We start from the raw sequence: 14,030 nt of genomic DNA, 5'->3' as shown, positions 1-14,030 counted from the left end.
TAAATAGATTGCACAGATTATTAACTGACTGTGATCTCTTTTATTTTAAGGCGGGTTAGTTTCTGACGATGTCCCTTCTTCCAATGCGAATCTTTCCTCCTGCGAAATTTAAAAGCAATCACTTTATCTGCCTTGATAATCGGCGCTATAACCTCAGCCTTAATACTTACATTTTTAAGATATGGCCTGCCAACGCTTATCTCTTTTGCAGCAGATAACAACAACACCTCATCCAGGGTTATTGTCTTGGCGCGAGGACGCAATGATATCTTCTCGACATCTATCTCGGAATTCTTTTCTACGCGGTATTGTTTTGAACCGCTCTTGATTATGGCATACATATTTTATCTCCTTTAGTTTCAACAAGTCTGGGTCTTATTTGAGACCCTATGTTAACATAAGTAGTTAAAACTATCAAGTAAAATCAAGCCACTTAAACCAAGGCCTGATCTTATTCTATAATGATTTTCTCTAAGTGCAGATGTGGACTAGGATTAAGAATTAAGGAAGATTTGAATCTTTGCTGTAAATCCTTTAAGGTATCTTTATATTGCAGATTTAAGAATTCAACGACATCTGGATGTAAACTAATTAATAGTTTTCCCTTTTTTTGCTCTTTTAAGACTTTATTAAGCATGCGTAAAACTGCGATAGCAACTGTGGCCACTGTTCTAACTCTACCCCTACCCTCACAATAAGGACAGATTTGAAAAGACACCTTCTCAGCGCTTAAACGCTGCTTCTGACGTGTCATCTCCAGAATTCCAAACTCAGATATTCTGATTACATCTGTCTTTGCCCTATCATGTTTGAGTAATTGCTTAAAGTGGGTAAATACTCGCTTGCGGTGAACATCCTTTATCATATCAATAAAATCAATTACAATAAGCCCACCCAAATCCCTCAGTCTCAATTGTCTGGCAATCTCATCTGCGGCTTCCATATTGACCTTAAATGCCATCTCTTCCTGGGCCTTAACACCCCTTGCAGCAGTAGGGCCTTTGAATCTTCCGCTATTAACATCAACAGCCACTAGACCTTCTGTGGGTTCAATATATAGATAACCACCTGATTTCAAATTTACTTTGCGCTCATAAATCTCATCGATCTTTTCTTCTATTTTAAACTTCTCAAATAATGGTTCCTTGCCTCGGTAAAACAGAACCTTACGCAATAGACTAGGAGAATAGATACGGACAAATCTTCTAATAGCATGAAAATCTCTCTTAGAATCTATGAATATATTCGTAACATCTTCAGTAAATGAATCACGTACAATGCGCATTATTAGATTGAATTCTTCATGAATTAATGCTGGCGTTTTACTACGATGAGAGATCTGCGCGATTCTATGCCAGAGTTTAATTAAAAACTTTACATCTCGATGCAACTGCCTCTTGTCTGTGCCTACGCTTACTGTGCGAATAACAAATCCAAAATCAGAAGGAAGCCGCATCGAATGCATAAGATCCTTTAAGCGCTTTCTCTCAGCATCCTCGTCAATACGCCGGGAAATACCGATATTATTGCTATATGGTATTACTACCAAGTATCTGCCGGGCAATGATATTTTGGTTGTCAGCCGCGGCCCCTTGGTGCCAAATTGCTCTTTTACTACCTGGACAAGAATCTCCTGACCTACATTTAAACGCCCGTTTTTTTTAACCTGGGGGGAAGCTGCAAGAGTTAAATTATCAACATCATCATCATTGAATTCAGGACCAAAAGCAGGCTGGGATAAATAAAGAAAACCCTTCTTTCCTAATCCGATATCGACAAAGGCAGCGTTTAAAGATGTTGCTATTGAATCAATTCTGGCTTTATAAATATTACCGACAATAGTTCGCTTATTGACTCTCTCTATGAAAAATTCTTCCAGTTTTCCATCCTTAAGCATAGCAACGCGATTCTCTTGCGTTCCAGAATTAATTAAAATAAATTTAGTCATATTAGTTTGGCTTGCTTTATGCTTATCCCTTCGGGTAACTCCTGCTGCAAACGGCTTGCAAACTCCTGTGTATCCATTTTTGCTTCTAGTCCAAATTGACAAAAAAGCGCATCGGATTCTTCGCCTAATTTCAATGCCCTATTTATACTTATTTTTGGATGCGGATTAAAGCCGCGTGTTAACTCTAGGGCAATCTTTGCCCTGCTTGCTGCACGCCTAAATAACCGCAACAAATCCAAATGAGATATGTAACGCATTAGGCCGCACTTTGAAAATTTTATTTCGATAATAACCTTCGCTTTCAATTGACTTCGCCAATTGTGCCTTAAGAAAATAACCCCTGACAAACAAATCTGCCAAGGGTTAATTAAAGCAATTTGTAAAATATTTTAAACAGTTTTACTCTTCTTCTTTAATTACGGGCTCTGCTGGTATTAAATTTCTGACCGGAGTTTCTACGCTTTGTTTAAACGTTATCAGGTCCCCTTCGGATTTAACTACTCTTGCAGTTATAAATATTAAAAGATCGATCTTTTCTATATCTACTACCGTGCGCCTAAATAAAAAACCTAGAATAGGGATCTTACTTAAAAATGGAATGCCAATTTCTGACTCTCCCTTTACATCCTTAAGCAGTCCACCAATGACTATTGTCTCGCCATCTTTAATCAAAAGCTGTGTCTCTGCCTCACGGGTTATTATTACAGGATAGGAATTGTCCCCTATGTAGCTTGAAATAGAAGTTACCGCAGGATGTACGATTAGATTAATATAGCCATCGTCATTAACCTGAGGCACAACATTAAGCTGGATTCCGATATCCTCATAGTAATCAAGTGTTGTGGTAACTGTCGCCCCTGCCTCTGTACTTACATCAGAGGTAAGAATAGGATATTTGCTTCCTATTAGGATAGTCGCCTCCTGATCACTCAATGTCAAGATGCGTGGTGCTGAAAGTGTATTTACTTCTACGTCCTCTGCTACAGCATGTAATATAGCCTGAAACTGACTGCCGGTAATCTTTTGGAATGTAGCAGTAAGGCCAGCATTAAACGGTGTAATTCCAGAAAAACCAGACTTAGAAGAAAACGTCGAAGGCGATACTTGAAGCGTTTCGCCTTGGACGCTAAGTTGAGTCTCTGAGCTTCCGTCTAAACCCTTACCGCTTGTCTCGATAAAGCCTGTACCATCAGAGCCTGTACCCCACTCCATACCTAAGTCAGATAATTTATCGCGATTTACTTCCAAAAGTCTCACTTCAATTAACACCTGCTCTGGCCGCACATCTAATTCAGCAATAACCTCCTCTAGCCTTTCTAATACCGGAGGGATATCAGAGATAATGAGCATTTTCGATCTGCTCGTTTTTTCACCTATGCGCGCTCTTTTACCTAACTCTGAGCCGCCAAATTCCCATCCAGCTTGACCGGTTGCCTCCAAAACAGTAACCCTGCCGCGCGGAGATAGCTGTGGATCAAGCGCCTTCTTCATATCAGTAGCATCAATAAACTTTAGTTTTATAACTTTAGTTACTGTAGGCTGAACTGCCGCTAACGCCTGCTCTTGGCTTTTTCTTGCAGTAAGCATTTCCATAGGATAAACCGTAATAATGTTTTCCTTGCGTTCATGTCCGAAACCATAAGTATCAAGCACCACATCTAATGCCTTATCCCAAGGAACATCAGTAAGTCTTATAGTAACTAAGCCGGTTACTTCAGGGCTTGCAACAATATTAACTCCACTTTTATAAGAAAGGATTCTTAACACATTTCTAATATCTGCCTCTTTAAAATCAAGGGATACCTTGGTAACCGGTAACTCCTCCTCTTGCGTCTTCCCCTCTTGCACCTCAGTAACCTCTTCGGCCAGCTTCTTTCCTGCCGGCTCAAGCTGGTCTAATTCAGACGACAACTCAGATTCTGTAACAATAGGGAGCTCTTCTGCCAAAATTTCCGCTGCAACCTCTTCTGGGATATCCAAGGCCTCCTCTTCTTGACCTAGGCCAAAGATTTCTTCAGCCTCTTCAAACTCAGCCTCTACCGCCTTTAATTCCTCTTCATTAAGCTCTTCAGCCATAATCTCAGAAGAAACCTCATCCTCAAGGCCAAAAATTTCTACATCAATCTCTTCCTCAAAGAGTTGCGATAAATCCTCCAGCTCTAATTCCTCTGCGATAACTAATGACTCAGGACCTGAAGTATTTTGTAATATCAAAAATAAGAAAAAGAAAATACTTATAGAAATTGCTAATTTTTTAATCTTCACTTGCACCCTCCTTTGTTAACTCTATTATATATGTTTTTTGGCCATTTTGCAAAATAATTTTATCTTTTTTTATCTCTTTAAGTTGAAATTCACCCACAAATTCATTCTCGGCAATTACATCTCCGTTAATCACAGCAAGAGATCTACCCTGCGCATCAAATATTATTCCCTCAAGGTTAATATCTGCAATTTCAGTCTGGGCCTGGAGATTAACAATGTAGCCATCCGGAGTCACGAATGGTAAAAAGGGATCGCGCTCATTATGTATTGTGTAGGTAAACTCTACTTCTCTAGCAGTATCGTCAGCAAAAACAATAGGCGCCAATAAAAAAAATGCTGATAAGAAAACAGCTAAAGAAAATTTAAGGTTTTTGGGCTTCATGTTTGTCTACTACAAAAATAGATAAGGTTAATTTTATGTCGTGCTCCGGATTTAGGAGACCAGCTGCTTTAGGAATAATATCTATTGCCTGAATCTTAATGGAAAAAACGACTTTCTCTAAACTATCCAAAAATTTTCCTAAGGAATGATAGGCGCCGCGAGCAATAATAGAAATGGGCAAGATATAATACTCGCTGTCCTCACTGGTTGTGAATCTATCTCTATCACGAATTTCCTTCAGCGGTGTCAACCTCATAATCTTTAGATTAACATTGTCTGCTAACCTTGAAATCTCATTCAAGACGTTAGGGACATCTTCTTCTTTCAAAATCCCCTTCTTCTTATCAGAAACACTCTCTGAAAGCTGATCTAGACGTCCTTTGAGACGCTCTGTGCTAAATCCATCTAAGGCAGTAGCGGTGATCTTCTCTCGTACTTCTTTAAGATTCTCTTTTACAGACAAAAAATTTGCCCACTGGCCTTTGAGAACAAAGGAAGAATCGAAGATGAAGATAGCCAAACCTATTAGCAAAAAGATAATCGCTTCCTTGATTTGTTTATTAGAGAAAAGAAGGAGATCTATTTTTTTCATTCCTTTAGTAATCCTGCGATAATAAAATCTACTACCTCTATGGACTTTATGTAACGCCGCTGAATCGACTTCAGGGTCAAATCCTCGAAGCCATCATAAAAGCTATCCTTTGCCTTCAAGGCCTCCAGAAGAACGCTAATCATCTTCATCTCTTCCCCTTTTAAAGAGACGGCTGTACCGTCCATTGAAAATAAATTATCATTTATAATAATTCTGTTTAGCCATATTCCGATTGGCATCACATCGCTAATTATGTTTAATTTCTCAGCCCAGATTATATTCTTGCCAAAAAACTCATCAAACACCAAGACCTCTTTTTCCAAGCTGCTTATGGTCTGCTTCATTGTGGCCGCCTCTGCGCTCTTGGGCAATTTCTCGTTAACCTTGATTGTGAGTCTATTTAAATAAAAATCTTGGGCAAATGTTACCAAGAAAATCACAAGATGAATGCTGGCTAAGATGACTAAAAATAAATAGAATATCTTCAAAGGTAACCCGGCAGGGATCTTTGGCAAGTTCTTCTTCTTACGTTCCTCAAGAGGTAGGAAATTTACTTCGATCATCATAAATTATCTTAATGCAAGCCCTAGCGCTACTGCTAATGTATGCGCTTGAGATTTTAAAAGATTTTTATCTACACTATCTGCAATATTGCAATTTAGACTCGGATCCCAAAACTTAATAGGTAAAGTCAAGTTTTGCGCAAGTGTCTCATCCAGATTATCAGCCTTAGCACCCTCGCCACTTAAATATATTATCTCCAATGACCTATCAGTCTGGCTCTCATAAAAATCAAAAGAACGCCGAAGCTCATTTGCAATATTTAAAAATACTGTCTCCTTGTTAGCAGAATTAAAAGCACCTGTCCCAAGAGAAATATCGCGACTTAAACGCGGTATTTCACCTTCAATAATATTTAAACTGCTGAATTTCAAGCCTATGTCCAAAAGTGCTATTGATTTATCCTCTTGTTCTTGTTTGAAATGGCCTGCTTTGCGACAATGAAAAAAAACATTCATCAAGGCAAGGGCATTAATATCAATTATGCGAATCTCTAATCTTGCTGATCGCATCAACTGCATACTTTCACTAACTAACTCCTTCTTTACTGCGGCCAGCAACACAAGCATTTGATTATTCCCTGAATTTTCATTTAAAATATAGGCATCTAAAAAGACATCTTTAATTGGGAAAGGAATGTGTTTTTCAGCCTCAAACTGTACTGCACCACGCAACTCCTCTTTTGTCATCTTGGGAAGATTAATATAGCGAATAATTACCCCTGCTCCTGATAGTCCAATGTTTACAGGGCAATCACTTACAGGCAGCGAATTAATCGCCTTACGAACAGTCTCTAAAACTGTCTTCTCTTGCGGAACCGAGCTAAAGGAAGAGATTGTGGGCTTGTCTTTATTCGAAGAGATAGCAATCACTCTTGTAGTAGCCTGACCAATATCCAGACCAATGCCTAACTTTGGCTTGGATGATTTTCTTGTGAGTTTATTAAAAAAATTTGGTAGCTTCAAAATAGAATTGTTCCCCTATCATGCAAATCATCATCCTCTTGGGATGACTCTAACTCCTTTATACGACTTGAATCAGTTTCAGCAGAGGCATCATCAGCCTCAGCGCTGCTTGCAGGATGCGTGAATTGTACAGGGAAGTCCCCTGTTCTTGGCACAGAGTAATCACGCTTAGGCTGCAGACCAGCTGCAAGCTCTGCTTCCTCTTGTTGGAAGGTCTTAATGGATTCTTTAGGTACAACTGCAGAAGTTCTTTTCTTCTCTTTTTCTGTCTTATTCTCTTCTTCTGACATAACAACTTCACCTGTTGCGCTAAAAGGAATATCTAGCCCGTAAATTGAAACATCCTTAGTTTTAAGTTTTTCTCTGGAATGAGACACTTGAGAAGGAGGCTGAAGAATGGATTTAGTTTTTCGGTTAACGCGAAGACTCAAAAGTACGAATACGAATAAACCTATAGCTAAAAATAAGATAACTGGTATTAAAATTCTTTTATTATTGATATTCATAAACCCAATTCTTCCTGCCAGACTAAGTTAAGGTAATCTCCTGTCCTGGGAAAATACATTGGTGGATTAGTGGCAAAACGCGAGTCATATATATAATTTTTGGCATAACCGTGCGTTATCTCTGCCTCACCGTTAACCATATTAACACTACCCGTACCCACAGGTCCGCGTTGGTCCTGGATTATGCCGCCAAAAACTGTCAAGATTCCCCGAGGGTCGCCAGTATTATAGTTCTCTACAGTAAAAGACTGATCCATAGCCATAATCGAACCGTCAATCCTTATGTGATTATGGGCTATAGAATCGCTCACGATTACCTCTTTTTCAGCAATAATACCTAACATATCATCACATGCATCACGAAGCGCAGCATCAACACATAGCTCATTTGGATCCCCAGGACATGCTATGAGTGGATCCTCACAGTTATAGCGAATATCATCTGCAATAATTATATCTCGATTTGTACCTACAGTCAAGGAACCATCTAAAGTGCCAGAAAGAGTAAGGTCGCCTCCTGAGACATAAAGGGCGTAATTAGCCGGCAATGATCTATTGCAAGGGCTGCAACCCTCAGTCTGCAAAAGTTGGCCATTGGTTACATCCATTGTACCATCAGCGTTCAAAACAATAGTAGTATTACCATTAAACACCTCACCGCCTTGCACTGAAGCTGTATGCAATTCTATAGCCTGGTGTGGCATAGGAATAGGATCTATGCCTAACGTCAAACCTCCTAAAAATTGCGGATCATTACCTGCAGATGGAGCTGGGGTAAAATAAGTAATAAAATCATCAACAGAAACAACCGCATCATGGAAGATAGGATTGCCTAAAATGTGAAAATGCCCGTTTGTATGAGTTGGTCCCCAGATTTCGTCTCCGGTAATAAACCATACTGGAGCCCTATCCCGACCGCGGCCATAATGTTCATCATCAGAAAAATAAGCAAAACGCGCAAAATTATCTATCTGAACAGCAGCAATTAAAGTGCGTGAAATTCCTCCTACGATTCCTCTAACAGTGATGATAAACCTATTTTTAACTGAACCTGAGAAATTTGATTGATCAGGATCTATAATAGCCTGATATGTTCCTCCTGCTGTATCAGTGCTAGCGCAATCATCTAAATCAGGCTCTGCGCAAAACTGTTGGAAGGTAACACTACTCTCAAAGACCTGTTCAATATTATTCAAGACGTCAGCCTGATTTAATCCCTTTTCAACAGGTGAAGAAAAAGGATCAAAGGGATCATTGTTACTTGTATCAGAACCACCCGTCCTGTTCCTCATATACACAATAGCGCGGGCAAGTCCAGCCTCGCCAGCATTAAATGCAATTAGATTATCTCTATCTACGTCAGTTATTATTCGCTCACTGGTTGTACGAAGAAAAAATGCCGCACCCAGCACAAAAAGCACTGCTACCAAAAGATAGGTTGTGATCAACGCAATACCCCTATTATCATTTAGTCTCAAGAATTGAGTTCTCGCAGACATCTTAGCTCACCTCACAAGAAAATCGTTTCGCGATAACTTTCAGCTGATTTTCAGTGGTTAGGAAAGTTTTATACTTTCCTATACCATAAAAAAACCTATTCACCAGTTACAGAATAGGTTCATTCTCTATTGGCAACTGGCTGCCCCAAACCTTAAAGGGCCCTTTAGCTTTGCGTCCCATGCCTCTATTTAGACATGGTTTGCCTTTTTCAAATAGGTTAATATATCTATCTCTACATTTAGAGTATAACATAGAATTTGATAAAATACAATGAGTAGAATACTAGTTTCTTAAGCGTATCCAGGACCTAATAACAAATTCAATAGGCTCACTTGAACCAACTATGATCTTTCTGGCTGTAATGATAACCTCTATAAGCTTAGGCGCAGATGAAGGCCTGATAAACTTCAAGCCCGGATCCACGCCATCATCTGGCTTCATGTTATTAGCCAAAACCCTACAGTTTGTATATGGCGCGGGGCACTCACAAGGTGTTGTATCCTGAATTAGGCGAATAATCTGTCCATCAGTGCTATTTAAACAATAAGTAATCTTATCAGACCACTCCACAACCTGACCGCCTGCATTAACCACTATGCCATCACCATCTCCATCCTGTGGCACCCTAAAAGTTACTGAAGTATAGGCAGTATCATCTGCAGGCAGGTTCTCTAAGATGGCAACTGCCGGACCACCAGCTACCCTACCTGTTCCAGCACGCGTCTGCCTTAGCTCTTTGGCAATAAATGAGATTGCCTGGCGTGCCTGCTGCTGCACATCAAGCTGAGTTGTTCCAATCCTCCAGTAGAGTCGACCAGTAAAGAGAACAGTAAAAATAGCAGTAAGAATAACAGAAAATATTGCAAGGCTCACCACTATTTCTAGAAAACTCATGCCTTTATTTTTAAGATGCTTTATTACCATAAAAAATTCCTATTCATCCTATTCAGCAGTCAAGAATGTTACAATCTGAGCAGGGGAATCAATCTGGCCATTATTATTTACGTCTTCATCTGTATCTATGATGCCGTCTAAATCTTTGTCTTCGCCAATTACCCTGCCGCTCTTCTGCCGCCAGCAGACTGAAATTACTACCCTTATAACATCATAATCACAGGAACAATTATAAGTAGAGCAACTATTAAAATCCGAATCAACATAGGTATAAATCATAGCCATACTTTCTCCCGTAGGCATAATACCATCGAGATTGAACGTAGTGTTATTGAAATCAGTGCAGATATTAGAAAAAGAATAGTCCCTGATTTCAGCCAATTTCTCCTGGGCTGCATTTAGGGCTAGGGTCATATTGCTATTTGTCTCGTTGAGATCAAGACAGGCAACGTAAGAAGCAAGCAGGCCTACCAATACAGTGACTAAGACTAAGGCCGCTATCATAAGCTCAGCCAAAGTGAACCCAGAACAAGAATCTAGCTTTATCTTTTTTCTGAACATATTATCTTAACTCATTACTTTACAAACAGTTATATTTATTTTAACTCTCTTATAAAAAAAGTCAATGCTTTTATGGAGGATTTTTCTCTCTGCTTATTCTTTTTGATTCTCTTTATCTATACTTGAATTTTTCAATCTGCTCCTTTGCAAGAGGAAAAATAGGCGAGGCCTCTGGTATTTTTAAAAGCTCCTCTCTTGCCTTTATGTTTTCATCCATTTGAAAATATAAAAGCCCCAGATTAAAACGTGCCTCATGAAAATCCGCATCTAACTGCGTTGCCTTATATAAGCAGTAGGAGGCCTTTTTTAAATCTCCCATCTCGGCGTAAAGAACGCCCAGATTGTTATAGGCCTGGACTGAATCTGTATCAAGCTTTAAGGCCAATGCGTATTCAGTGATTGCCTCAGAGATTTCTCCTGTCTCTTTATAGAATAAACCAAGGTCAAGATGCAAGGAGCTATTTTCAGGCTCAAGACGGATGGCATTTTTCAATACCTCAATCGCCTCCTCTATCCTTGCCTGGTCTCGATAGAGTAATGCAAGTTCAATATAGACCGACGAATCCCAAGGAACAATCTTTTTGGCTGTTTTGAAGGCCTCATTCGCTGCAGAAAAATCTCCTGCTAATCTAAGGGCCCTTCCCAGATAATAATAAACTGCAGCATTGTTCTGGCCTCTTGCAATGGCCTGTTTAAAAAACACAATTGCCTTATCAAGCTTACCTGAGTCTAAATACAATATGCCTAAACTATTATATGCGGGTGCAAAATCCTGATTTATTCTAAGTGCAGTCATATATTGTTCTTCTGCCTCATGGGTCCTACCTTGCTCATTAAGTTCTACGCCAAGGTTATGATGCGCGATGTAGTTTCCCGGAGTAAAAGAAATAATCCTTCTGTAAAATTTAACTGGCTCAATCCAATCTTGGGTATAACTAAAGGTAATAACAGCCAAAGAGGCAAACATTGTCGCTAGAATAGCATAATGCAGTATTTTCCTTGTTTTTAATACTTCAGAGCATGTCCAGATGAAAAGAAAAAACAAGGCATATTCTGATAAGTATATAAAATGCTCGGCAAAAAAGACATTTATTGGAAAGATGCCTGATTGGGGAATAAGAAAAATAAAAAACCAACATAAGCAAAATAAAAATACCTTTTTTTCTTTTCTTAAAACAAGCGAGAAAATAAAAAATAAGAAAACACAAGAGAATAGCCTCAGTAAAAGCCCTGGACTAAAGGATGTAACTATCCTAGGGACATAAGACATATGAAGATTAACTGGAAATAATAAAATCCTTAAGTAGTCGAATAGATGCAAAAGAGAAGTAAGAAATCTCGTAGATAAGGAATGTTCGCTCTTTATAAAAAGTGAACCAAAAACAAGATATCTTAACAGTAGATACCCCAGAGCTAACCCCAAAAATATAGAATAATATTTGAAGTTTATTTTTCTATCAACAGCGTAATCCAACAAGACAAACAAAAATACGCCCGCTAAAGCTAATTCCTTACAAAGCAGTGCAAGGACAAATAAAATACAGGAATAACAAAATAAACGCCTCTTTGCATAAAGACGGAATCTGACATAATTTATAAAGCAAGCAAGGAGAAAAACAAGGGCTAAGGAATCAGCCCTTCCTGAAATATAGGTTACAGCCTCTACGTTCACAGGATGAATAAGAAAAACTAGGGCGCTTAAAAAAGCAATATGTTCTCTCGCAAAGATTATGGTGAATAAATAATAGAGTAGGATTGCACAAAGTGAATGTAATAAGATATTGGTCAGGTGGAAACCAAAAGGATTCTCATTCCATATCCGGAAATCAAGCATATTCGAGACTGCCTGTATTGGCCGAAAGAATTTATTCTCTGCCTCTGTAACCATAAGTCTATTAACGAATAACTGCGGCAGGAGGCGAATCTGCTTTATGAGTGGATTGTTAATTATCAAACCAAAGTCATCCCAGATAAAGGGAACAGAAAAAGAATTGGAATAGACAAGAAAACCAAGTACTATAATAAAAATTATTTTATTTCTTTTGCTCATCTCTTCTTCTCTTCCAGGAGCCTCGCAAGCGCATCGCCAATCTTGGCATCATCCGGATCTATCTTTAAGCCATCTTGCCAGACCTGCCTTGCCTTTTCATCTTCGCCTAGATTCGCTAAGATTGCGCCCAGATTATAATATGCCTTTAAATCTTCTGGATCAGAACTCAAAACAAGCGACAATTGCTCTATCGCCTCTTTATCTCTGCCTAGCTTGGTCAATAAGGCAGCTAGATTATTACGTGCCTTATTAAAATTTGGCTTAATCGCAAGGGACAGCCGATATTCCTGCTCCGCCCTTGTATAATCTTTCTGGCTGGCATGAAGCACAGCCACATTGTAATAGCCGACTACTATCGCCTCATTCAGAGTCCAATCTAAAATTGGTTTATCTTTATATTTAGATACCTCCACTTGCTCTAATAACTTTTTAGCACGTAAGAATTCAACTAAGGCCAGATCATCCCTACCTAGGGCAATATACTCTCTGGCTAGATTTATGCGCAACTTAATGCTCTCGGGTGAAAACTTCAGCGTCCACTTATAGAATGTCAGACTATCCTTCCAGTTAAGATTATGGACACTCGTCAAGCTGCCATAAAAACTAAGTAAGATTAAAAGTATAGTAACGATAAATCTCTGTTTTTGCGCCCTTGCTTTAAATTTAAGAAAAAGGCCCACAAAAACCTTTGCAAAAGCAAAGAAGACGCCCATTGAGGCAAGGTATAAAAAGTGCTCGGCAAAGCCAAATCCGGAAAGCGTTAGCTGTGATTGAGAAACTACAGGAATCAAAAACCAAAGAAACAAAAATAAATAAAGCGGCTCCTGTTTTCTCCTTTTATAAAAAATGAAGTAACAACTGAGCAAAATAAAAATACCAATCCATACTAAAGGATCGAAAAGGCCTGCAGGTCTGGGAAAGGCTCTGCGCATATGCAAATCAACCGGAAAAATTAAAATACCTAAGTAAAGCGGTATGCTTTTTATAAAACCAAAAAAACGAATCGGCAATTCCTGCCAAAGTAAATGTGCATATCTGCCGCCCAGCAATGAATTATCCAATCCTAAAGCAGAAAGTCGCAACATGATAAAGAGGAATATCAGGGGTAAGAAGAAAACGTATTGGCCTAGATTTTTTCTATTTAATTTTTGAAAAGAAAAATCAAAGGATAAAAATAGGAAAGGCAGGATAAGTGCATACTCCTTAGAAAGAAGTGCTAAAAAGAAACAAATAAATGATAAAACAAGGAAATAATTGCGCCGCACAGCTATATTCTCGAGTCTATATTTAAGGAAGCAATAAAAAGAGCTCAAGATAAAAAATGCTGCCAATAAATCTGCACGGCCAGAGATATAGCTCACTGCCTCATGATGAATAGGATGGGCTACAAAGAATAAGGCACAAACAAAAGAAACCAAAGGCAGATTATAAAGACAGGAAATAATTAAATATATTAAAAGGGCATTAATAATATGCAGGATTAAATTAGCGAGATGAAAACCAAAGGGCGTATCTTTCCAGATAAAAAAATCTAGAGAGTAACTTAGTGTCTGCAGGGGCCGATAATAATTAGTCCGCTTAAATAGTAGCTCTCCCGGGAATAGATCATTAGAAAAGGCGTAAGAAAAAGCAGTCGGAATGCTTCTGATATAAGGGTTGTCCTTGATTAAAAACTCATCATCCCAAACAAGCCCATTAAAAAGACTATTAAAATAAAACAATAAACCGACAAGGATAATAAGTATAATTTGTTGTGATCTTTTCATTCCTTTAAAGATATCTAGTTAGAAAAAAGGCGCCTCTTAA

At 38.7% G+C, this 14,030-nt stretch carries 14 protein-coding genes and 1 riboswitch; all 14 genes read right to left on the bottom strand.

The features are described 5' to 3' along the window. Window positions 1-20 precede the first annotated feature (20 nt). The gene (rplU, locus tag KJ593_03995) at window positions 21-341 is read right to left on the bottom strand and encodes a 50S ribosomal protein L21 (GenBank protein MBU2541046.1); all 321 of its coding nucleotides are present in this window, start codon (window positions 339-341) and stop codon (window positions 21-23) included. Window positions 342-451: 110 nt separating this feature from the next. Further along, on the bottom strand, window positions 452-1,948 hold the full coding sequence (locus KJ593_03990) for an Rne/Rng family ribonuclease (GenBank protein MBU2541045.1): 1,497 nt from the start codon (window positions 1,946-1,948) through the stop codon (window positions 452-454). After that, window positions 1,945-2,253 (bottom strand): TIGR03936 family radical SAM-associated protein, encoded by a 309-nt coding sequence (locus tag KJ593_03985; GenBank protein MBU2541044.1) that lies wholly within the window; start codon window positions 2,251-2,253, stop codon window positions 1,945-1,947. Before KJ593_03985 ends, KJ593_03990 begins: the two co-directional genes overlap by 4 nt. Before the next feature lie 94 nt (window positions 2,254-2,347). Next, complete coding sequence (pilQ, locus tag KJ593_03980) at window positions 2,348-4,213, bottom strand: type IV pilus secretin PilQ (GenBank protein ID MBU2541043.1); 1,866 nt, start codon at window positions 4,211-4,213, stop codon at window positions 2,348-2,350. Next, window positions 4,203-4,595 carry a hypothetical protein gene (locus KJ593_03975; protein ID MBU2541042.1) on the bottom strand — a complete coding sequence of 131 codons (393 nt, stop codon included), beginning with the start codon at window positions 4,593-4,595 and terminating at the stop codon, window positions 4,203-4,205. The genes pilQ and KJ593_03975 overlap by 11 nt, the downstream gene beginning before the upstream one ends. After that, window positions 4,576-5,187 carry a type 4a pilus biogenesis protein PilO gene (gene pilO, locus KJ593_03970; protein MBU2541041.1) on the bottom strand — a complete coding sequence of 204 codons (612 nt, stop codon included), beginning with the start codon at window positions 5,185-5,187 and terminating at the stop codon, window positions 4,576-4,578. Before pilO ends, KJ593_03975 begins: the two co-directional genes overlap by 20 nt. Beyond that, entirely contained in the window at window positions 5,184-5,753 is a 570-nt protein-coding gene (locus KJ593_03965; GenBank protein ID MBU2541040.1) for a PilN domain-containing protein, read from the bottom strand. Before KJ593_03965 ends, pilO begins: the two co-directional genes overlap by 4 nt. A gap of 3 nt (window positions 5,754-5,756) precedes the next feature. Further along, window positions 5,757-6,713, bottom strand: coding sequence for a pilus assembly protein PilM (locus KJ593_03960; protein MBU2541039.1), 957 nt, complete (start codon window positions 6,711-6,713; stop codon window positions 5,757-5,759). After that, a complete protein-coding gene (locus KJ593_03955; protein MBU2541038.1) occupies window positions 6,710-7,219 on the bottom strand; it encodes a hypothetical protein in 510 nt (169 codons plus the stop codon). Before KJ593_03955 ends, KJ593_03960 begins: the two co-directional genes overlap by 4 nt. Continuing rightward, on the bottom strand, window positions 7,216-8,718 hold the full coding sequence (locus KJ593_03950) for a hypothetical protein (GenBank protein ID MBU2541037.1): 1,503 nt from the start codon (window positions 8,716-8,718) through the stop codon (window positions 7,216-7,218). The genes KJ593_03955 and KJ593_03950 overlap by 4 nt, the downstream gene beginning before the upstream one ends. Window positions 8,719-8,846: 128 nt before the next feature. Beyond that, a riboswitch (cyclic di-GMP riboswitch) is annotated at window positions 8,847-8,933 on the bottom strand. A gap of 68 nt (window positions 8,934-9,001) precedes the next feature. Next, window positions 9,002-9,643, bottom strand: coding sequence for a prepilin-type N-terminal cleavage/methylation domain-containing protein (locus KJ593_03945; GenBank protein ID MBU2541036.1), 642 nt, complete (start codon window positions 9,641-9,643; stop codon window positions 9,002-9,004). 18 nt (window positions 9,644-9,661) lie between these two features. After that, window positions 9,662-10,174 (bottom strand): hypothetical protein, encoded by a 513-nt coding sequence (locus KJ593_03940; protein ID MBU2541035.1) that lies wholly within the window; start codon window positions 10,172-10,174, stop codon window positions 9,662-9,664. Between the two features lie 112 nt (window positions 10,175-10,286). Continuing rightward, window positions 10,287-12,224 carry a tetratricopeptide repeat protein gene (locus KJ593_03935; protein MBU2541034.1) on the bottom strand — a complete coding sequence of 646 codons (1,938 nt, stop codon included), beginning with the start codon at window positions 12,222-12,224 and terminating at the stop codon, window positions 10,287-10,289. Next, complete coding sequence (locus tag KJ593_03930; protein MBU2541033.1) at window positions 12,221-13,990, bottom strand: tetratricopeptide repeat protein; 1,770 nt, start codon at window positions 13,988-13,990, stop codon at window positions 12,221-12,223. The genes KJ593_03935 and KJ593_03930 overlap by 4 nt, the downstream gene beginning before the upstream one ends. Window positions 13,991-14,030 lie beyond the last annotated feature (40 nt).

The sequence above is a fragment of the Candidatus Omnitrophota bacterium genome (assembly GCA_018830005.1).
In the GTDB taxonomy this organism is placed as follows: domain Bacteria; phylum Omnitrophota; class Gorgyraeia; order JAHJTE01; family JAHJTE01; genus JAHJTE01.
This window is presented reverse-complemented; position numbering and strand designations above follow the sequence as displayed.

Excerpts from the sequence above, each read along its gene's own strand:
- KJ593_03975 (MBU2541042.1), bottom strand. The coding sequence starts at position 4,595 with ATGAAGCCCAAAAACCTTAAATTTTCTTTAGCTGTTTTCTTATCAGCA.
- KJ593_03950 (MBU2541037.1), bottom strand. The coding sequence starts at position 8,718 with ATGTCTGCGAGAACTCAATTCTTGAGACTAAATGATAATAGGGGTATT.
- KJ593_03935 (MBU2541034.1), bottom strand. The coding sequence starts at position 12,224 with ATGAGCAAAAGAAATAAAATAATTTTTATTATAGTACTTGGTTTTCTT.
- KJ593_03990 (MBU2541045.1), bottom strand. The coding sequence starts at position 1,948 with ATGACTAAATTTATTTTAATTAATTCTGGAACGCAAGAGAATCGCGTT.
- rplU (MBU2541046.1), bottom strand. The coding sequence starts at position 341 with ATGTATGCCATAATCAAGAGCGGTTCAAAACAATACCGCGTAGAAAAG.
- pilO (MBU2541041.1), bottom strand. The coding sequence starts at position 5,187 with ATGAAAAAAATAGATCTCCTTCTTTTCTCTAATAAACAAATCAAGGAA.
- KJ593_03930 (MBU2541033.1), bottom strand. The coding sequence starts at position 13,990 with ATGAAAAGATCACAACAAATTATACTTATTATCCTTGTCGGTTTATTG.
- KJ593_03965 (MBU2541040.1), bottom strand. The coding sequence starts at position 5,753 with ATGATGATCGAAGTAAATTTCCTACCTCTTGAGGAACGTAAGAAGAAG.
- KJ593_03955 (MBU2541038.1), bottom strand. The coding sequence starts at position 7,219 with ATGAATATCAATAATAAAAGAATTTTAATACCAGTTATCTTATTTTTA.
- KJ593_03945 (MBU2541036.1), bottom strand. The coding sequence starts at position 9,643 with ATGGTAATAAAGCATCTTAAAAATAAAGGCATGAGTTTTCTAGAAATA.
- KJ593_03940 (MBU2541035.1), bottom strand. The coding sequence starts at position 10,174 with ATGTTCAGAAAAAAGATAAAGCTAGATTCTTGTTCTGGGTTCACTTTG.